This is a genomic window from Vibrio sp. MEBiC08052 (assembly GCF_001506075.1).
Classification (GTDB): Bacteria; Pseudomonadota; Gammaproteobacteria; order Enterobacterales; family Vibrionaceae; genus Vibrio.
On record NZ_KQ947476.1, the window covers coordinates 500,264 to 517,168 of the forward strand.

Below are 16,905 nucleotides of genomic sequence, written 5' to 3' on the forward strand. Positions count from 1 at the left end.
GATTCCGTCGTTTTCGGGTCGTCCCGTGGGGATTGTGAGCAGAATCGGGGTCGTCCCCGGCTCAGGTTTCAGACGGGCGAGGGTTCAGATGTCCCAAACCAACACGTCTATCGGCGTTGGGTTGTAGGCATTACAAGGATTGTTCAGTTGCGGGCAGTTAGAAATCAGCACAATGACATCCATCGCTGCTTTGAGCTCGACATATTTGCCCGGTGCACTGATGCCGTCTTCAAAGGTCAGACCGCCGGATTCGGTGATCGGCACATTCATAAAGAAATTAATATTGTGGGTAATATCGCGTTTGGTCATGGCGAATTCTTCATGTTCGCTGACCGCCAGTAGCCAGCTGTCACGGCAAGCGTGCATACATTTTTTGTCGATCGCATAGCGAACCGTGTTGCTTTCGGTCGCACAGGCACCGCCCAGAGTATCGTGACGGCCACACGTATCAGCGACAATTTCCAGCATCAGATTGCCCTGATCGGAGAGGATTCGGCTACCGGCAGTCAGATAGACATTGCCTTGTTCGCGAATCGTATCGATGGCGCTGTAGCGTTCCGCCGGATTGTTTGCGTTGTAAAACAGAGTATCCGCAGCCTGATTTCCTTCCAGATCAAGGATACGGACCGTCTGCCCCTGATGAACGACTTTCATGTAGTAGTCACCGGCCGCAACGGTATCCCGGCGGATTGCATCTTCAGCGCGTAGTGAACTTTCAATAATCATCAGAATACCTCCTGAGGGGATGTGCAGTGGTAGCGGCGGTTATTTTCAAGACCGCGTTGATTTTCATCTTTTCCGTGTGCGGGTTCGGTAAGAATGGCGGTTGCACTGGATTGGGTCAGTGTCAGTTGTACGGGCTTAAACGGATATTCAGACGCCGGGTTGAGCGGATGCGGGCAAGTGGTCAGGATGACCAGTGTTTCCATTTCGAAATACAGGGCAATACTATCACCGGGCTGGCTATGGTCTTTCTCATAGATGAGGTGACCCGCCGCATCGGTGCGCACCTGGCTGAACAGGTTCAGATTGGCGGCCAGATCGCGTTTGCCGAGGCCATATTTGGCAACTTCAACCAGCAGAGCGTCATAGCCGTTCTGTTTCCATTGATTCCGGTCAGTTTGATAACTGCGCTCTCCCCATTTTTGGGCTACTTTGGCTTTATTGGTGACGCCACAGACGGTGTCGATCCAACCGGTATCATCGTGTTCGATGCGACAAAAAATCCGCCCCATATCCGAGTAAAGGCAGTGGCCGGCCGTGAGTTTAAAGGTGTGCTGGCATTTGAGTGTATCGGGGGCATTGTAGCGCTCCAGCAGATTTTCCGGGTTGTAAAACAGTACACTCAGATTCGCACCACCTTCAATATCGGTCGCTGTCAGTGTATAGCCGCGTGGTATTTTCATCGACCAGTGAGAGGCACCGGGAATGACTTCAGTAAAAATAACTTCTGGGGCTGAAGGTTGCGTCGGTTTGGTATAAGACATTATTTTTTCATTCGGCATCTTTTCATTAGACACGTTTTCATTAGATATGGTTGTATTAGACATTGTGCGTTCCTCAGATTGCATCAGGAATCGGTGGGCTCACCGGACTGAAACGTTCAGTCAGCAGATGAAGTGTCTGATCGGATTGAGCCGCGGTTTTATGTAAAGGAATATCGAAGGTCACTTGTGCGCCGTAGCGTTCCGGTGATTGTGGGTCAATACGCGGATGGTCAAACACCCAAATCCGGCTGCCAAGATGGAAGCCTTCGCTCAAATCGTGGGTAATCATGAATACCGTCAGATGTTGTTCCTGCCACAGCTTCCGTACCAGTTCGTGCATGTCTTTACGAATGCCGGGATCCAGCGCCCCGAATGGCTCATCCAGTAACAGAATGCGCGGCTGTTTGACCAGTGACTGAGCGATTGATAGTCGTTGGCGCATTCCCCCGGAGAGCTGGTGGGGATACTGATGTTCGGCATGACTGAGTCCGACTTGTGCCAACATGGCGCGAGCCTGTTGCTGAGCCAGTTGCCGCTGGTGGCCAAATGTACGGCCCAACAGGTGACCACTCAACTGAGAACAGCCGAATTCCAGCCCGATCATGACATTCTCCAGTACGGTCAGGTGGGGAAAGACTGAATATTTCTGAAACACAATGCCCCGCTCGACGCTGGGTTCTTGCCGAAGCGGTTGACTGTCGAGCAGAATCTCACCCCGGCTGACTGATTCGGTTCCCAGTAACAGATTGAGAAAGGTGGTTTTACCACAGCCGGAGGCGCCGACAATACTGATAAACTCGCCTTCATGGACGTTGAGGTTGAGCCGTTCAAGGACGATGTTATCGTCGTATTCTTTCCACAGATTGCGGATTTGCAGCATCGGTTGTTTCATCTGCTTACCCTCCCTGAGTCTGGTGATGCCATGGGCTGAGCCGGCGGGAGAGGTGCCTGAGCAGCCAATCCATCGCAAAAGCCAGCAGGGTAATCCACAAGACATACGGCAGAATGATGTCCATGGACAGATAACGCCGGACCAGAAAAATCCGATATCCCAGCCCTTCGGTGGCGACGATTGCTTCAGCAGCAATCAGAAACAGCCAGGCGCTGCCCAGCGTCAGCCGGACGGCATCGATGAGATGTGGCAAGATTTGCGGGACAATCACGCGGACAATCATTTGCCAGCTATTGCCTCCGAGGGTCTGCGCTTTGATCAGTTGTTCCTCCGGAAGTGACTGGGTTTTTAACTGGATATCCCGGATGATGATGGGGCAGATCCCAATCACGATGAGGGTCACTTTAGAGACCTCTCCCAACCCGAGCATGATGAAAAGAATGGGGAGGATCGCCATGGGAGGGATCAGGGAAATCGCAGTCACGAAAGGGGACAACGAAGACCTGATCAGGGGGAGAATTCCATTGGCGACCCCAAAACAGAGACCGATGAGCGCACTCAACCCGACACCGATACCCAGCCGTTGCAGGCTGGCTAGTGTATCGTTGAGCAGCAGATACTCTCCGGTCCGTTTGCTTGGTGTGAATGCCATCCGCTCAACAGCAGTGGCAAAGCTGCTGAAAGAGGGCAGCAATTTATCTGCCGGGTTGACGCTCAGACGGGCATCCGAGGCGACAAGGTAGATGATAAGGACAATCACAAAGGGCAAAGCCCCTAACATCAGGCGCAGTAACGGTGAGGGTTTCCGGTTAATGAGTCGGGTCATAACTACTCCAGATCCACAGTTGGTTCGGTGCGACAGTCAACTTCACACGATTACAGTTTTTGTTCGGCCGCCAGTTGCATGTAGGTCGGATTGAAGCGGAGCTTAATATTGTCAGCATTACCGAATACCCCGGTCGGCGTTTCGATGCCGATAACGTTGGCATCCGGGGCGCCTTCGCCCAGCAGACCGTGATCAAAAGAGAACTGCGCGACTTTCTGCATGGTTTTCATTAATGAAGCGCTGTTGGTAAATTGCACCGCATCGGCAGGCGAGAAGAACATTTGGGTGGCCTGTAGTTGGGCGTTATAACCGGCCAGATCGGTGCCTGATGCTTTCGCCATCATCGTTTTGGCAGCGTCGGCCTTGTCTTGTGATTTCATCACTGACATCACTTCATACCACGCACCGGTCAGGGCTTTGGCAAACTTGGGGTTGTCTTGCAGGGTTTTGGTATTGGCGACCAGCAGATCGATAATTTCACCGGGGATTTTTGCCGAGTTAAATACCAGTGAGGTGTCGGGAAGTGCGGTAATTTCACTGAGTAATGGATTCCAAGTGACGACAGCGGTGACATCCTGAGTCTGATAGGCTGCGACAATATCGGCATCGGAGGTGTTAACGACATGCACATCTTTTTCTGACAAGCCAACGGCTTCAAGTGCCCGAGCCAGCAGGTAATGTGACACGCTGAGTTCGACCAGATTGATATTCTGACCTTTGATATCAGCCAGCGTTTTATGTGCGCCTTTTAAAACTATGCCATCATTACCCGCGGAAAAGTCACCGACGATGACAGCCGTTGAATCAACGCCACTGGCTGCCGGAATCGTCAGGGCATCCATATTGGTCATCACGGTTGCATCGAACTGTCCTGCGGTGTATTGATTGATCGATTCAACATAATCATTGACCTGAACGACGTTGATTTGAATTCCATATTTATCGGCCCACTTTTTCAGAATGCCGGAGGAATCAGCATAATCCCATGGCATCCAACCCACATAAATCGACCATGCTAACGTAAATTGTGATTTTTCTTCGGCAGATGCCGGACGGGAAAGCGTAAGAGAAGATATGAGCGTGACAGATAAAACGAGTGCCGTGAGATACGGTTTCAGGAAAAATTTCATAGACCACCTCCACTGTGGGTCATCGGTATGAACAAGCGCATCAGAGACATAACCAATAATATAATTGGTTGGCCTCCCGGGCTTTTGTCCCTCCGTGTGACCTCAGCTGAGGTTGACGTCTCTCGGACCAGTCACTGCCGTGGCAGCCGGAACCCTAGACATCTATTTGACAAATTGTGATTAAAAATACTACTGCTTATGCTCTTCGCAACTAACGAGAGAAAAGAGCAAAGGCTATGCCAATATTAAATTTATTATAAATAACAATTAGGTTGGGTTGATATTTTGATTTTTTTGCTGGTGGGGCGGTCACTGCGTTGGTGCATTTTTGCACTGTTTCGGTGAGCGGGGGAGACAAAAAAGCCCTGCAGAATGAACTAATGCCGCTCGCTTAACAGCGAGCGACTCTTTTCTTATAGGGATAACGAGGGGCTTTGTAGAGTACCTGTCTTGGTATCGGTTTGCGTTTTCTCTTCTCTGGTAAGATGAACCGTTTGCCATTCTCTCTCAGGTTTTGAAGTTTCTTTGGTACCGTCCCTGGTGTACGGCCAGAACACCATAAAAACTCATCTTGTATCAGTCTTAGCGCATTGATAAAGCTAATTCTGAGTGGTTCCACACCGTAATACTCTGCCATCCTTTTCATTTCTAAGCGGACAAGATTGTAAGAGATAAAAACTCCCCAGAGCTCTTGATAAATCCCTTCCGCTTTCTGACTTCTAAGAACAGTGGTGTTGTCCAGTTGATTCTGTTTCAGCTCACCGTAGCTTTGCTCAATTTCCCAGCGTTCCCAGTATACTTTGACCATCTCCTTCAATGGATAGGTTTCTGGGCATTCCATTGATGTGATGAAGCCTTTGATTTCTCCTTTTGGCTCAGGAATGAGTACCAAGCGAGCTTGCCAGTTTTGTCCCAGATGAGGATATTCTTTTTGAGCTTGAGGAGAGACCGGCATTTTGATGAGTTTGTCATAGGGAGAGTACTCCTCCAGAACCTCATATCTGAACTTACTCTTGATTGGTGTCAGCCAATGGATATTCTTGCCAGCTCCGCGCCATGATTGGAAAAGCTCCGCTGATAAGAAACCACGATCAAAAAGAGTGAGTGAGTTATCTGGCGCAGAGCCAACAAGTTGCTGAGCGTAAGATATTTCACTATTGGTTATCGGGCCAAAAGCCACATCGGATACCAAATGAGTTCGGGTAGACGTTAATGTGACGGCTAATACAGAAGGGAATGTGGATGTGGCACTTCTATAGCCAAATTGTTGATTATCTTTTGTTTCAGGCACCCTGAATTGAGTTCCGTCTACACTCAAAACCTTCAGCCCACAAACTGAGGTCGCGGTATCTTCTTTTTCCCACTCAGTCGCGGTGGTATGGAATAAGTAACGTAATGGTTCAAAACCGATACGCTGCCTTGCTTTCACAATACTGCTAGTCGCAAGAGGGGGAAGTTCCCCCTTTGAATCAGGAAAGGCCAGTTCAAGCTTATCGCAGACGTCGCTGATAGAGCGGTTTCTCATTAGCCCAATCCCCAACACCAGCCAAACGGCTTGTTCCGCAGGAAATCTTCGTTTTCTAACCGCAGCACGGCCAGTTTGCTTTACTGCTTCAGAAATCCATTCAATAGGAATATTTTTCTGAAATGAATCGATTGATTCAGGGTAATGAAATTCAGCTGCGATTTGTAACTCGCGAGAAAATTCAGACATAAAAAACGGCCTCAGAAATTACTCTGAGACCGATTATGAGGCCACCCTAGGATCATTCAAGTTTTCTTAAACGATCGGCATTATGCAGAATGAACAGGGCTTTGTGAACGCTGTTTCTGTCTGATCGGATTATTTCTGCAATACCGAAATATCCGCGATTTCTAAGAATAGATTCCGTAAGTTGTTCAGCAGTGTCAGACGGTTGATTTTCAGGGCTTCATCATCCGCCATGACCATCACGTCTTCAAAGAATGCGTCAACCGGTTCTTTGAGTGCCGCCAACTGGTTTAGCGCTGACTGATAATCACCGTTCGCGAATGCCGGTTCCAGCGCTTCACTCAGAACGGCGACATTCTCTGCCAGTGCCACTTCTGCCCCTTCTTGAAGCAGGGCTAGGTCTACCTCTTCTGCCAGTTGACCGTCAAATTTGGCCAAAATATTACCGACACGTTTATTGGCCGCAGCCAGTGAATCTGCTGCATCGAGAGTTCGGAAGTGAGAAACCGCTTTGACCCGTTGGTCAAAATCAGCTGGTTTCGTCGGATGACGAGCCAGTACCGCCTGAATGACATCAACACTGAACCCTTCATCTTGGTACCAGGCACGGAAACGGCCTAACATAAACTCGATCACCTCCTGTTCGACACTTGCGTTGGTGAGTTTGTCACCGAACTGCGCTGCCGCTTCGGCAACTAAGTCAACCAGATCCAGCTGGTAACCGTTTTCGACGATGATACGCAGAATGCCTAATGATGCACGGCGTAAGGCGTATGGATCTGACCCTTTCGGAGCCTGACCAATGCCAAAAATCCCGACAATGGTGTCAAGCTTATCGGCAATGGCAACGGCCGATGAGATGGCATTACTTGGCAGGCGATCACCGGCAAAGCGTGGCATATACTGCTCGTTGAGTGCCAGAGCAACCTCTTCCGCTTCACCGTCATGGCGGGCATAGTGCATCCCCATGATGCCCTGAGTCTCGGTGAACTCAAACACCATTGAGGTCATCAGGTCGCATTTTGCCAGTAACGCTGCGCGAGTTGTTTTCTCGACATCGGCACCAATGCTTTTTGCAACATAGGCGGCTAACACCGCAATCCGGTCGGTTTTATCTTTGATGCTGCCCAGTTGTTTCTGGAAGATGGCCGTTTCGAGTTCTGGCAGACGATCAATTAACGGACGTTTGCGGTCATTATTGAAGAAGAATTCCGCATCCGCGAGACGGGGGCGAACTACTTTTTCATTCCCTTCAATGACGTGGCGTGGTTCTTTCGATTCAATATTCGAGACGAAAATGAACTTCGGTAGCAGGTTTTTATTGACGTCGTAAACCGGGAAATACTTCTGATCACCCTTCATGGTGTAAACCAGTGCTTCTGAAGGAACTTTAAGAAATTTTTCTTCAAAAGAAGCAGTTAAAACGACCGGCCATTCGACCAGCGATGCAACTTCTTCAACCAAATCTTCTTCCAGATCGGCAACCCCGCCAACGTCTGCCGCTGCTTTTTTGGCATCCGCGATAATGATTGCTTTACGGGTTTCGTAATCTGCGATGACTTTGCCGCGTTCTTGCAAAATGTCTGGATACTGGCTTGCTGATTCGAGCGTCAATTCGGCCTCACCCATAAAGCGGTGACCACGAATTACCCGGCCTGACTGAACGCCGAGGATTTCCCCTTCGATCAAGTCTTCATCCAACAAAATGGTCAGGGTTTTGACCGGACGAATAAATTGGGTGTCTTGGTCGCCCCAACGCATCGGTTTGGCAATTGGTAGGTTTGCTAACGCTTTTGCTGCCAGTTCAACAATCAGGGCTTTTGCCGGCTGGCCTTTGACTGCTTGCTTGAACAGCAACCATTCCCCTTTATCGGTGGTCAACCGTTCTGCTTGTGCGACGGTAATCCCGTTGCCACGGGCCCAGCCTTCTGCCGCTTTAGTTGGGTTTCCGTCAGCATCAAATGCGGCGGTAACTGCCGGGCCGCGTTTTTCGACGACTTTATCGGGTTGATTTTCCGCTAAACCGGCAACTTTCAGGGCCAGACGACGTGGTGTGGCGTACCACTGCATTGTTTCAAAAGGTAGATCAGCTGTTTTCAGCTCAGCTTGAAAGTTGTGATAAAACGCTTCAGCCAGTGTGCGAAGCTGTGTCGGTGGGAGTTCTTCCGTTCCCAATTCGATTAAAAGTTCTTTAGCCATGCTTTTCTCTCCCCTTATGCCTGTTGGTCTTGCTTTTTGCACATTGGGAAGCCCAACGCTTCACGAGATGCGTAATAAGCTTCTGCGACTGCTTTGGTCAAATTACGAATCCGTAAGATGTAGCGTTGACGCTCTGTGACAGAGATCGCTTTACGCGCATCGAGCAGGTTAAATGCGTGCCCTGCTTTGAGAATGCGCTCATAGGCAGGCAGTGGGAGTGGCGCTTCTAATGCCAGCAGATGCTGACACTCTTTTTCGCATTGATCGAAGAAGCTGAACAAAAAGTCCACATCAGCATGTTCAAAGTTATAAGTGGACTGTTCCACTTCATTTTGATGATAGATGTCACCGTAGGTGACTTTACCCAGAGGCCCGTCCGTCCAGACGAGATCATAAACGGAATCGACACTCTGAATATACATTGCAAGACGTTCTATTCCGTAAGTAATTTCACCGGTGACTGGCTTACACTCCAGACCGCCGACTTGTTGGAAATAGGTAAACTGGGTGACTTCCATACCATTGAGCCAAACTTCCCAGCCGAGTCCCCATGCGCCCAGAGTCGGGTTTTCCCAGTTATCTTCGACGAAGCGAATGTCGTGGACTTGTGGATCAATCCCCAGAGCTTTCAGTGAGCCCAGATAAAGTTCTTGGATATTATCCGGTGATGGTTTGATCATCACCTGAAACTGATAATAGTGTTGCAGACGGTTCGGGTTTTCACCGTAGCGACCATCGGTCGGGCGACGGGAAGGCTGCACATAAGCTGTCGCAATTGGCTCGGGGCCGATTGCGCGCAGGCAAGTCATCGGGTGAGACGTGCCTGCACCCACTTCCATGTCTAAAGGTTGAACAATCGTACATCCTTGACGGGCCCAATAATCCTGCAGCGCGAGGATCATCCCCTGAAAGGTTTTGATATCATAGTTTGTTTGCATAGTCGGGTTCGCGCGAGTTGTTTGAATCATGAAAAATAACATTGAATTATACCGATATATTGACGCATCGAGTAGTAGCAATCTTGTTTAATTGTTGTGCATTGTTCTTTTCACGACATAAAACCGATACGATGCTTGTTTTCCGTACATAAGCTCGCTAAAATCGCCGCGTCTTTGGGGAGTAGCTTACCACGCCATTCGTTCAGCATTGGACAGTTTGTGCAGCGATGTGGCTGGTTCGTTCGTCAACATATTTGGTGCACATCACCGTGGCGTTCGAGACTCATACGAGTTTAGCAAGACCTTAGACAAATATCGCGGTACCGGGGTAGGGCGCGATGTTTGTCTATGGTTAGTCATCCTGCCCCGAGAGCCTGTCGTGAATATTTTAGCTATATCAATCACAACCGTAACGCTGGCAGAGATCGGCGATAAAACTCAACTTCTTTCATTGATGTTGGCAAGCTGCTATCGCAAGCCGTTGCCGATTATTAGTGCCATCTTCTTTGCAACACTGGTCAATCACGCCCTTGCAGCTTGGTTGGGCGTCGTCGTTGCTGAATACCTTTCTCCGGATATTTTAAAATGGGTCATCTTTGCCAGCTTTTTAGCAATGGCGGGTTGGGTGCTGATTCCCGATAAAATGGATGATGATGGTGCCTGTTCGAGTCGAGGCCCGTTTGTCGCCAGCTTTATTGCGTTTTTCGTTGCGGAAATCGGGGATAAAACACAGATCGCGACTTCAGTGTTAGGGGCTCAATTTGCCGATGGTTTGCTCTGGGTGGTTTTGGGGACGACCATTGGGATGATGATCGCGAATGTGCCGGTGGTGTTGATCGGGAAGCTTTCTGCTGATCGACTACCTTTGGGGCTGATCCGGAAAATTACAGCCGTCCTGTTTGTCGGTTTGGCTGGCGTAGCAATTTTATACTGAGTCAGTTATTGGTGAACATATCGGTGACAAGCGTGATATCTGACATACATGCGTCATCAATCTCATGCTACTGTGATGCTAGGACGTCAACAAAGGGAGTTGCGTATGTTAGTTCGTTACACTGGCATGAGCTTGAAAAGCCAATTCTACTTGTACGCTTTTGGCTTTATTCTGACCATACTGGGCATGATGTTAACCGATATGTGGTTACCGATGGTGGTGGGTTCTCTCATTCTGATGGGGTTGCTCGTTGAGTCTTGGATCCAGATTTTTCATGTGGTGCCACTGCATCAAGAAGTTCGCGCCCTGAAAAAACAGGTGGAAAAACTGCAACATCATTATCAGGATGAGAAGAACCTCTGATGCTTCAGCGTGTCAGACATGACATGTTTTGTGATGCTTATTCCACTTATTTCGGGCAACTTTTTGCTCACCGGGCAACTTCTTGCTCGCCTCCGGGCAAGATCTTGCTTGTATCTATCTTTATCTCTTTATAACCATTTGATTTTATTGGTGTGTGTGAGTTGGCACACCCCTTGCTCTAACAGTTCAAGAGCCTAAAGGTTCTATGTGCATTAAAAACATGAACTTATTATAGATAATTGAAGGAATTCAGAATGCCAACTCCATGTTATATCTCTATCGAAGGTGAAACTCAGGGGCTAATCACGTCAGGCGCTTGTACAGCAGATTCTATCGGTGACTCTTTTGTTGAAGGTCACGAAGATGAAATGATGGTTCAACAGTTCGACCACGTTGTGACTGTTCCTACTGATCCTCAGTCTGGTCAGCCTGCTGGTCAACGTGTTCACAAGCCTTTCAAATTCACTGTGAACCTGAACAAAGCCGTTCCACTGCTGTATAACGCACTGGCTTCCGGTGAAAAAATGTCTGCTGTGACGCTGAAGTGGTACCGTACTTCAATCGAAGGCAAGCAAGAAAACTTCTTCACCACAACACTTGAAAACGCAACGATTGTTGACATCAAGTGTGAAATGCCACACTGCCAAAACCCAGCAGACTCTGACTTCACGCAAAACCTGACTGTCTCTATGTCTTACCGTAAGATCACTTGGGACCACGTTAACGCGGGTACTTCAGGTGCTGACGACTGGCGTAAGCCAATCGAAGCTTAATTGTCAGCTGAACAGGCACTGCGTGTGTCTGTCCGACAATGCTTTGATTGTCCTGTTGCTCACCCGCGGGTGGGCAACATTGTTTATATCTCCTCCCTTGTTATCCTTTATCTTTTCTCAAAATCCTGATTTCATTGCACTCAATAAGGTTGCGCTGCGATACCCGTCAGCATAGAAATATTTCTCTTCTGAAAACAGTCCCGTTCTCTCAATATTATGTCTTTGATTGATATATCGTTATGATTCACTTTTTATCATTGCCCTTTCGGTCACAAGATATTTTGCCGGTTCTCACCTAAGCTTTTATTGTCTCACTCGAATATAGTGAGTAATCAATGGATCAAGAGCTTTGTAAGCTGTTGTTGAAAATGGCAAATTTGGGGATTAGCCAGAGAGCAGAGTGGAACGATGATCGTCGTGTTGCGTCGAGGGTAAGGAGTCAATGATGAGAATACAATCTGTGCGCATCGCTGTGACATTAATGGTTGGGTTGATGACTGGATGTGCAACCCAACAACAGCAACAGGCATCATCAATGATGGCGCAGTTGTATGATGGCCGCCCATTAAGCAGCCTGAACGTTACTGATGCAGCGAAGACCGAACAAGAAGCCATTACGCGTGGTGATGCCGCAATGCGCGAACAGAACGATGATTTAGCGCTGTTCGAATATATTCGCGCGCTGTCATTGCCATCGGGACAGCATCGGGATCAAATCCTTTATAAGATTGGGCGAATTCATCAGTTGCATCAACGTGAAGCGTTAGCAGATAAAGCCTATCAGATGGCATTGCGGGACAACCCCGATAATATCGATGTATTGCAACAACTGGGGGTGATTAACAGTAAAAAAGGGGCGTTTGATGTAGGAAAACGTTACTTTCTCCGGGCGATTGACGTTGATCAGGAGCGTTTGAATCACCCTGCCAACCTGAGCCAGACACGCAATCCTATCGAGTGGGTGGCGGCTTTAGAGCTTGATGAACACTCCCCGACGGATGCTTATATGGGACTGGGGATTATTTATGATATGGATTTTCACCATGAGCTGGCTCAGGCGCTCTATAAAAAAGTGCTGCATATCCAGCCTCAATCGGGCAAATTACTGCTGAACATTGGTTATTCCTATTACATGAGTGGTGACTATCTTGAGGCAAAACGCGCTACGCTTGCTGCATTGGCACTCGAGCCGGATAACCGCAGAGCGCAGAACAATCTGGCGCTCATTTATCTTGGTCATGGTAAAATACAGCGAGCGCTGAATGTGTTGATGCAGCAGATGGAAAGTTATGAAGCGTTCAATCGTGTCGGCTATTTTCTTATGATTCAGGGCGACCCCGGTAAAGCCATTCCTTATCTGCAACAAGCAATTGATGAAAAACCGTCCTACTATCAAGCCGCCCATGAGAATCTTGAAAGAGCGGTCGCTGACGTAAACGCTTTGGCGAATCAATAGTTATCGAATGATCGGTCAGTCACATCACGACTCAAGCCCTTTCTGAATCAAAAACTGATAAGGGATTTGCTCGATTTGAGCTGCCAACAGCTGATGATCCATAAACCGACAGAAACTGGGAATATCACGTGTTGTCGAAGGGTCATCTGCAATCACCAGTAACTTCTCACCGTCTTTCATCGAACGAATGGTTTTTCTGACCATCATGACAGGTTCGGGACACCGTAATCCTTCTGCCTCTAATATGTAGTCGGCTAATGATTTATCAATGGTCATGGCAGGTAGCTTTGTTAGTCATTTGAATGTCAAATAATACTGGCGAAGAAAAAATATTCAATAACCTCTTGGCAAATGAAACTTTTTGTTTTAATTTATTTAACATGTTTGCAACATTCGTGTCGGGGAGCAAGGAATGCTGAATAACATCGACAGACTGACTATCTATGCTCTGATGGGATTTATCTCTTTTGGAGCATTGGTGATGAGTACATCGGCGTCGGAACAAGCCTCACTCATGCCGGTATGGGGAGTTATTGCTGCAATGATAGGGCTTTGGCTGGAAATCTATCAATACGACACATCCAAGCATTGATTGAAAAGTAATTCTAAAAACAATGCAATATTTCCGACACTATCCCATTTTTCTTGGGCTTCCCCGCAGTAATGCGGGATTTTTTTGTCTGAATGATCCGCAAAGTGCCAAAAGGTAGTCACCGAAAGTCTGTTTGTTGGCAACGTAACGTTCGATCAATCATGCCAGCCAATGAAATGACTGGCATGACGAGGACGGAGTGCCGATGATTCCAGCCTCTCAGGCTAAGACAAAAAGAACCGATAGGTTGGATTATCGGTCTCGTCTTTGTACTGATAACCCAATTCAACAAGGTGAGCCGAAAAGCGGGTCAAATCGTCATCATTGAGTTCAAATGCACAGAGAACACGCCCGTAGTCGGCACCATGATTACGGTAGTTGAACAGGCTGATATTCCAGTGGGTACCGAGTGTACTGAGGAATTTCAGCAGCGCTCCGGGATATTCCGGAAACTCGAATGCGTATAACCGTTCTTTGAGTGGCTTTGATGGTTTTCCGCCAATCATATAACGAATGTGCAGTTTGGCGATTTCGTCATCTGATAAATCGATAACCGGATAACCGGCTTTACGCAGATCCTGAATGATGCTATTGAGCTCTTCCGGGCCTCCGGCGAGACGAATCCCGACGAAAACATTGGCCAGTGAGTCATCATTGTAGCGATAGTTAAACTCCGTGACCGCCCGGCCGCCGAGAATCTGGCAGAATTCGAAAAATGCACCTTTGCGCTCAGGAATGGTAACGGCAAGCAGCCCTTCACGCTTTTCGCCCAGTTCACAGCGTTCTGAAACGTAGCGTAAGCCGTGAAAGTTGGTATTGGCACCTGAGAGAACCGTCCCTAACTGTTTACCTGTGAGCTGGTGCTGTTCTGCGTATTTTTTCAAACCTGCCAGTGCCAGTGCGCCTGATGGTTCAGCAATTGCGCGGGTATCTTCAAAGATATCTTTCACCGCAGCACAGATTTCGTCACTGGACACGGAGATATGACCGTCCAGATATTGCTGACACAAACGGAACGTTTCATCACCGATGCGTTTGACTGCGACCCCGTCGGCGAACATGCTGACCTGTTCAAGCACAACCGGTTCACCGGCATCGAGTGCGGCTTTTAAGCAACCGGATTCTTCCGGTTCAACGGCGATTACTTTGATTTCTGGCATCAGTTGTTTGATCAGCACGGCGATTCCCGCAGCCAGCCCCCCGCCACCGACCGGGACGAAGATGTAATCCAAATGACCGTTTTGTTGCAGCATTTCCATGCCAATGGTGCCTTGCCCGGCAATCACGAGCGGGTGATCGAACGGTGGCACAAAGGTATAGTGATATTCTGCAGCAAGCCGTTCGGCTTCAGCTTTCGCTTCATCGAAGTTATTGCCGAACAGCACCACCTCACCGCCAAAGCCGCGCACCGCATCAACTTTGATATCCGGCGTGGTTTTCGGCATGACAATGGTTGTTTTGACGCCAAGCTTACTCCCGGACAAAGCCAGTCCCTGAGCATGGTTCCCTGCGGATGCTGTAATGATTCCTGCTTGGCGCTGCTCTTCGCTCAGGTTCGTGATCATGTTGTAAGCACCGCGCAGTTTAAACGAATGGACCGGCTGGCGATCTTCTCGTTTGAGCTGAACCCGGTTATTGAGTCTGGCAGAGAGCCGCGGCATATCTTGGAGCGGCGTGACGATTGCAACGTCGTAGACCGGGGCGCGTAAAATCTGGCGCAGATAATCTGCGCCGGTTTGATTGGTGAATGTCATCGACTAGTCTCCTAGCTTTGATTTATCTCTCACCGCACCTTTGTCAGCACTGGTTGCCATGCTGGCATAGGCTTTCAGCGCAAAAGAGACTTCGCGTTGACGGTTGGCCGGTTTCCAGCCGAGTTGATCTTGTTCTGCACAACGGCTTGCCAGTTCATCCGCTGGCACCACCAGTTCAATGGTGCGTCCGGGAATATCAATATCAATAATGTCACCGTTTTTCACCAGCCCGATAGCGCCACCATTGGCGGCTTCCGGAGAAGCGTGACCGATGGACAGACCGGATGTACCACCGGAGAAGCGGCCGTCGGTCAGCAGGGCACATGATTTACCCAGTCCCATCGATTTCAGATACGTCGTCGGATAGAGCATTTCTTGCATGCCGGGGCCGCCTTTTGGCCCTTCATAGCGGATAACGACCACTTCACCTGCCTTCACTTTACCGCCAAGAATGCCTTCAACAGCATCTTCCTGACTTTCAAACACAATCGCCGGGCCACGGAATTTCAGATTGCTTTCATCGACGCCTGCGGTTTTGACGATACAACCATCCAATGCGATGTTGCCGGTCAAGACGGCAAGACCACCATCCTGACTGAAAGCATGGGCTTTGGTGCGGATACAGCCGTCTTCACGGTCATCATCCAGCGTCTCCCAGTAACAATTCTGTGAGAAGGCTTGTGTGGTTCGGATCCCTGCGGGACCGGCACGGTAGAACGCTTTTACGTCGGCAGAGTCAGTCTGCATAATGTCATATTGCGCCAGCTGCTCTTGCAGGCTGAGGCCGAGTACCGTTCTGGTTTCGGTATTGAGCAGACCGGCGCGGTTGAGTTCGCCAAGGATCCCCATCACACCGCCAGCCCGGTGGACATCTTCCATATGGTACTTTTGCGTTGACGGGGCCACTTTACACAAGTGCGGAACCCGACGTGACATGCGGTCGATATCTTCCATGGTGAAGTCCACTTCACCTTCTTGTGCTGCCGCCAGCAGGTGCAGAACTGTATTGGTTGAACCGCCCATGGCAATATCCAGCGCCATCGCATTTTCAAATGCAGACTTGTTGGCAATGTTACGTGGCAAAGCCGAGGCATCATCCTGTTCGTAATAGCGTTTGGTCAGTTCGACGATACGCTGACCGGCTTTGAGGAATAATGTTTTGCGATCCGCATGGGTCGCGAGCAGAGAACCATTGCCCGGCTGTGACAGTCCCAACGCTTCGGTCAGACAGTTCATTGAGTTGGCAGTAAACATACCGGAACACGAGCCGCATGTCGGACAAGCGGAACGTTCGACCTGTTCACTCTGTTCGTCAGATACATTTGGATCTGCCCCTTGAATCATCGCATCAACCAGATCGAGTTTGATCAGTTGATCTGAAAGCTTGGTTTTTCCTGCTTCCATCGGGCCGCCGGACACAAAGATCACCGGGATATTCAGGCGCAGCGAGGCCATCAGCATTCCGGGGGTGATTTTGTCGCAGTTTGAGATGCAGACCATCGCGTCGGCACAGTGAGCATTGACCATATATTCGACGGAGTCGGCAATCAGCTCACGCGAAGGCAGCGAGTAGAGCATTCCACCGTGGCCCATCGCGATACCGTCATCGACGGCAATGGTATTAAATTCTTTGGCGATACCACCGGCTTCTTCAATTTCACGAGCGACCATCTGACCCAAGTCTTTCAGGTGAACATGACCCGGTACAAATTGCGTGAATGAGTTGACAACGGCAATGATCGGCTTACCAAAATCATCTTCTTTGACACCGGTTGCACGCCATAACGCACGTGCTCCTGCCATATTGCGACCATGTGTTGTTGTTGCTGAACGATACTTCGGCATTGTGT

At 49.0% G+C, this 16,905-nt stretch carries 16 protein-coding genes and 2 riboswitches; of the genes, 5 read left to right on the top strand and 11 right to left on the bottom strand.

Annotated elements, in window-relative coordinates:
- Positions 1 to 84 precede the first annotated feature (84 nt).
- From VRK_RS19635 to glyQ, 8 genes are all read right to left on the bottom strand, one after another.
- Positions 85 to 726, bottom strand: coding sequence for an urea amidolyase associated protein UAAP2 (locus VRK_RS19635; RefSeq protein ID WP_059123179.1), 642 nt, complete (start codon positions 724 to 726; stop codon positions 85 to 87).
- Positions 726 to 1,487 (bottom strand): urea amidolyase associated protein UAAP1, encoded by a 762-nt coding sequence (locus VRK_RS19640; protein ID WP_082671480.1) that lies wholly within the window; start codon positions 1,485 to 1,487, stop codon positions 726 to 728. Before VRK_RS19640 ends, VRK_RS19635 begins: the two co-directional genes overlap by 1 nt.
- A gap of 73 nt (positions 1,488 to 1,560) precedes the next feature.
- Positions 1,561 to 2,379 carry an ABC transporter ATP-binding protein gene (locus VRK_RS19645; RefSeq protein WP_059123180.1) on the bottom strand — a complete coding sequence of 273 codons (819 nt, stop codon included), beginning with the start codon at positions 2,377 to 2,379 and terminating at the stop codon, positions 1,561 to 1,563.
- 4 nt (positions 2,380 to 2,383) lie between these two features.
- Positions 2,384 to 3,205, bottom strand: coding sequence for an ABC transporter permease (locus VRK_RS19650; protein ID WP_059123181.1), 822 nt, complete (start codon positions 3,203 to 3,205; stop codon positions 2,384 to 2,386).
- A 50-nt stretch (positions 3,206 to 3,255) separates the two neighbouring features.
- Positions 3,256 to 4,335: a putative urea ABC transporter substrate-binding protein gene (locus tag VRK_RS19655; RefSeq protein WP_059123182.1), complete on the bottom strand. Its 1,080-nt coding sequence runs from the start codon at positions 4,333 to 4,335 to the stop codon at positions 3,256 to 3,258.
- A 71-nt stretch (positions 4,336 to 4,406) separates the two neighbouring features.
- A riboswitch (guanidine-I (ykkC/yxkD leader) is annotated at positions 4,407 to 4,504 on the bottom strand.
- Positions 4,505 to 4,726: 222 nt separating this feature from the next.
- Positions 4,727 to 6,049, bottom strand: coding sequence for an IS4 family transposase (locus VRK_RS19660; RefSeq protein WP_059120061.1), 1,323 nt, complete (start codon positions 6,047 to 6,049; stop codon positions 4,727 to 4,729).
- Between the two features lie 129 nt (positions 6,050 to 6,178).
- Entirely contained in the window at positions 6,179 to 8,245 is a 2,067-nt protein-coding gene (glyS, locus tag VRK_RS19665; RefSeq protein WP_059123183.1) for a glycine--tRNA ligase subunit beta, read from the bottom strand.
- Between the two features lie 14 nt (positions 8,246 to 8,259).
- Positions 8,260 to 9,183: a glycine--tRNA ligase subunit alpha gene (gene glyQ, locus VRK_RS19670; RefSeq protein ID WP_059123242.1), complete on the bottom strand. Its 924-nt coding sequence runs from the start codon at positions 9,181 to 9,183 to the stop codon at positions 8,260 to 8,262.
- A gap of 164 nt (positions 9,184 to 9,347) precedes the next feature.
- Positions 9,348 to 9,559: riboswitch (yybP-ykoY riboswitch) on the top strand.
- A gap of 3 nt (positions 9,560 to 9,562) precedes the next feature.
- On the opposite strand from glyQ, the gene VRK_RS19675 reads away from it, so the two are divergent.
- From VRK_RS19675 to VRK_RS19690, 4 genes are all read left to right on the top strand, one after another.
- On the top strand, positions 9,563 to 10,117 hold the full coding sequence (locus VRK_RS19675; protein WP_059123184.1) for a TMEM165/GDT1 family protein: 555 nt from the start codon (positions 9,563 to 9,565) through the stop codon (positions 10,115 to 10,117).
- Positions 10,118 to 10,222: 105 nt separating this feature from the next.
- Positions 10,223 to 10,480: a hypothetical protein gene (locus VRK_RS19680; RefSeq protein ID WP_059123185.1), complete on the top strand. Its 258-nt coding sequence runs from the start codon at positions 10,223 to 10,225 to the stop codon at positions 10,478 to 10,480.
- A 254-nt stretch (positions 10,481 to 10,734) separates the two neighbouring features.
- A complete protein-coding gene (locus tag VRK_RS19685; RefSeq protein WP_059123186.1) occupies positions 10,735 to 11,253 on the top strand; it encodes an Hcp family type VI secretion system effector in 519 nt (172 codons plus the stop codon).
- Positions 11,254 to 11,695: 442 nt separating this feature from the next.
- Positions 11,696 to 12,709 (top strand): tetratricopeptide repeat protein, encoded by a 1,014-nt coding sequence (locus tag VRK_RS19690; protein ID WP_157372045.1) that lies wholly within the window; start codon positions 11,696 to 11,698, stop codon positions 12,707 to 12,709.
- 24 nt (positions 12,710 to 12,733) lie between these two features.
- Here the strand turns inward: VRK_RS19690 and tusA are convergent, their stop codons facing one another.
- Positions 12,734 to 12,985, bottom strand: coding sequence for a sulfurtransferase TusA (gene tusA / locus VRK_RS19695; RefSeq protein WP_059123187.1), 252 nt, complete (start codon positions 12,983 to 12,985; stop codon positions 12,734 to 12,736).
- Between the two features lie 136 nt (positions 12,986 to 13,121).
- Here tusA and VRK_RS19700 point away from each other — a divergent pair, with 136 nt between their 5' ends.
- The gene (locus VRK_RS19700) at positions 13,122 to 13,301 is read left to right on the top strand and encodes a hypothetical protein (protein WP_059123188.1); all 180 of its coding nucleotides are present in this window, start codon (positions 13,122 to 13,124) and stop codon (positions 13,299 to 13,301) included.
- 224 nt (positions 13,302 to 13,525) lie between these two features.
- Here VRK_RS19700 and ilvA read toward each other — a convergent pair whose 3' ends face one another.
- Both ilvA and ilvD read right to left on the bottom strand, forming a co-directional pair.
- Positions 13,526 to 15,055 (bottom strand): threonine ammonia-lyase, biosynthetic, encoded by a 1,530-nt coding sequence (ilvA, locus tag VRK_RS19705; protein ID WP_059123189.1) that lies wholly within the window; start codon positions 15,053 to 15,055, stop codon positions 13,526 to 13,528.
- Positions 15,056 to 15,058: 3 nt separating this feature from the next.
- Positions 15,059 to 16,900, bottom strand: a complete 1,842-nt coding sequence (gene ilvD / locus VRK_RS19710; protein ID WP_059123190.1) for a dihydroxy-acid dehydratase — start codon at positions 16,898 to 16,900, stop codon at positions 15,059 to 15,061.
- Between the last annotated feature and the right edge of the window lie 5 nt (positions 16,901 to 16,905).

Coding starts and splice junctions, on each gene's coding strand:
- VRK_RS19635 (WP_059123179.1), bottom strand. CDS start 726: ATGATTATTGAAAGTTCACTACGCGCTGAAGATGCAATCCGCCGGGAT.
- VRK_RS19640 (WP_082671480.1), bottom strand. CDS start 1,487: ATGTCTTATACCAAACCGACGCAACCTTCAGCCCCAGAAGTTATTTTT.
- VRK_RS19645 (WP_059123180.1), bottom strand. CDS start 2,379: ATGAAACAACCGATGCTGCAAATCCGCAATCTGTGGAAAGAATACGAC.
- VRK_RS19650 (WP_059123181.1), bottom strand. CDS start 3,205: ATGACCCGACTCATTAACCGGAAACCCTCACCGTTACTGCGCCTGATG.
- VRK_RS19655 (WP_059123182.1), bottom strand. CDS start 4,335: ATGAAATTTTTCCTGAAACCGTATCTCACGGCACTCGTTTTATCTGTC.
- VRK_RS19660 (WP_059120061.1), bottom strand. CDS start 6,049: ATGTCTGAATTTTCTCGCGAGTTACAAATCGCAGCTGAATTTCATTAC.
- glyS (WP_059123183.1), bottom strand. CDS start 8,245: ATGGCTAAAGAACTTTTAATCGAATTGGGAACGGAAGAACTCCCACCG.
- glyQ (WP_059123242.1), bottom strand. CDS start 9,183: ATGCAAACAAACTATGATATCAAAACCTTTCAGGGGATGATCCTCGCG.
- VRK_RS19680 (WP_059123185.1), top strand. CDS start 10,223: ATGTTAGTTCGTTACACTGGCATGAGCTTGAAAAGCCAATTCTACTTG.
- VRK_RS19685 (WP_059123186.1), top strand. CDS start 10,735: ATGCCAACTCCATGTTATATCTCTATCGAAGGTGAAACTCAGGGGCTA.
- VRK_RS19690 (WP_157372045.1), top strand. CDS start 11,696: ATGATGAGAATACAATCTGTGCGCATCGCTGTGACATTAATGGTTGGG.
- tusA (WP_059123187.1), bottom strand. CDS start 12,985: ATGACCATTGATAAATCATTAGCCGACTACATATTAGAGGCAGAAGGA.
- VRK_RS19700 (WP_059123188.1), top strand. CDS start 13,122: ATGCTGAATAACATCGACAGACTGACTATCTATGCTCTGATGGGATTT.
- ilvA (WP_059123189.1), bottom strand. CDS start 15,055: ATGACATTCACCAATCAAACCGGCGCAGATTATCTGCGCCAGATTTTA.
- ilvD (WP_059123190.1), bottom strand. CDS start 16,900: ATGCCGAAGTATCGTTCAGCAACAACAACACATGGTCGCAATATGGCA.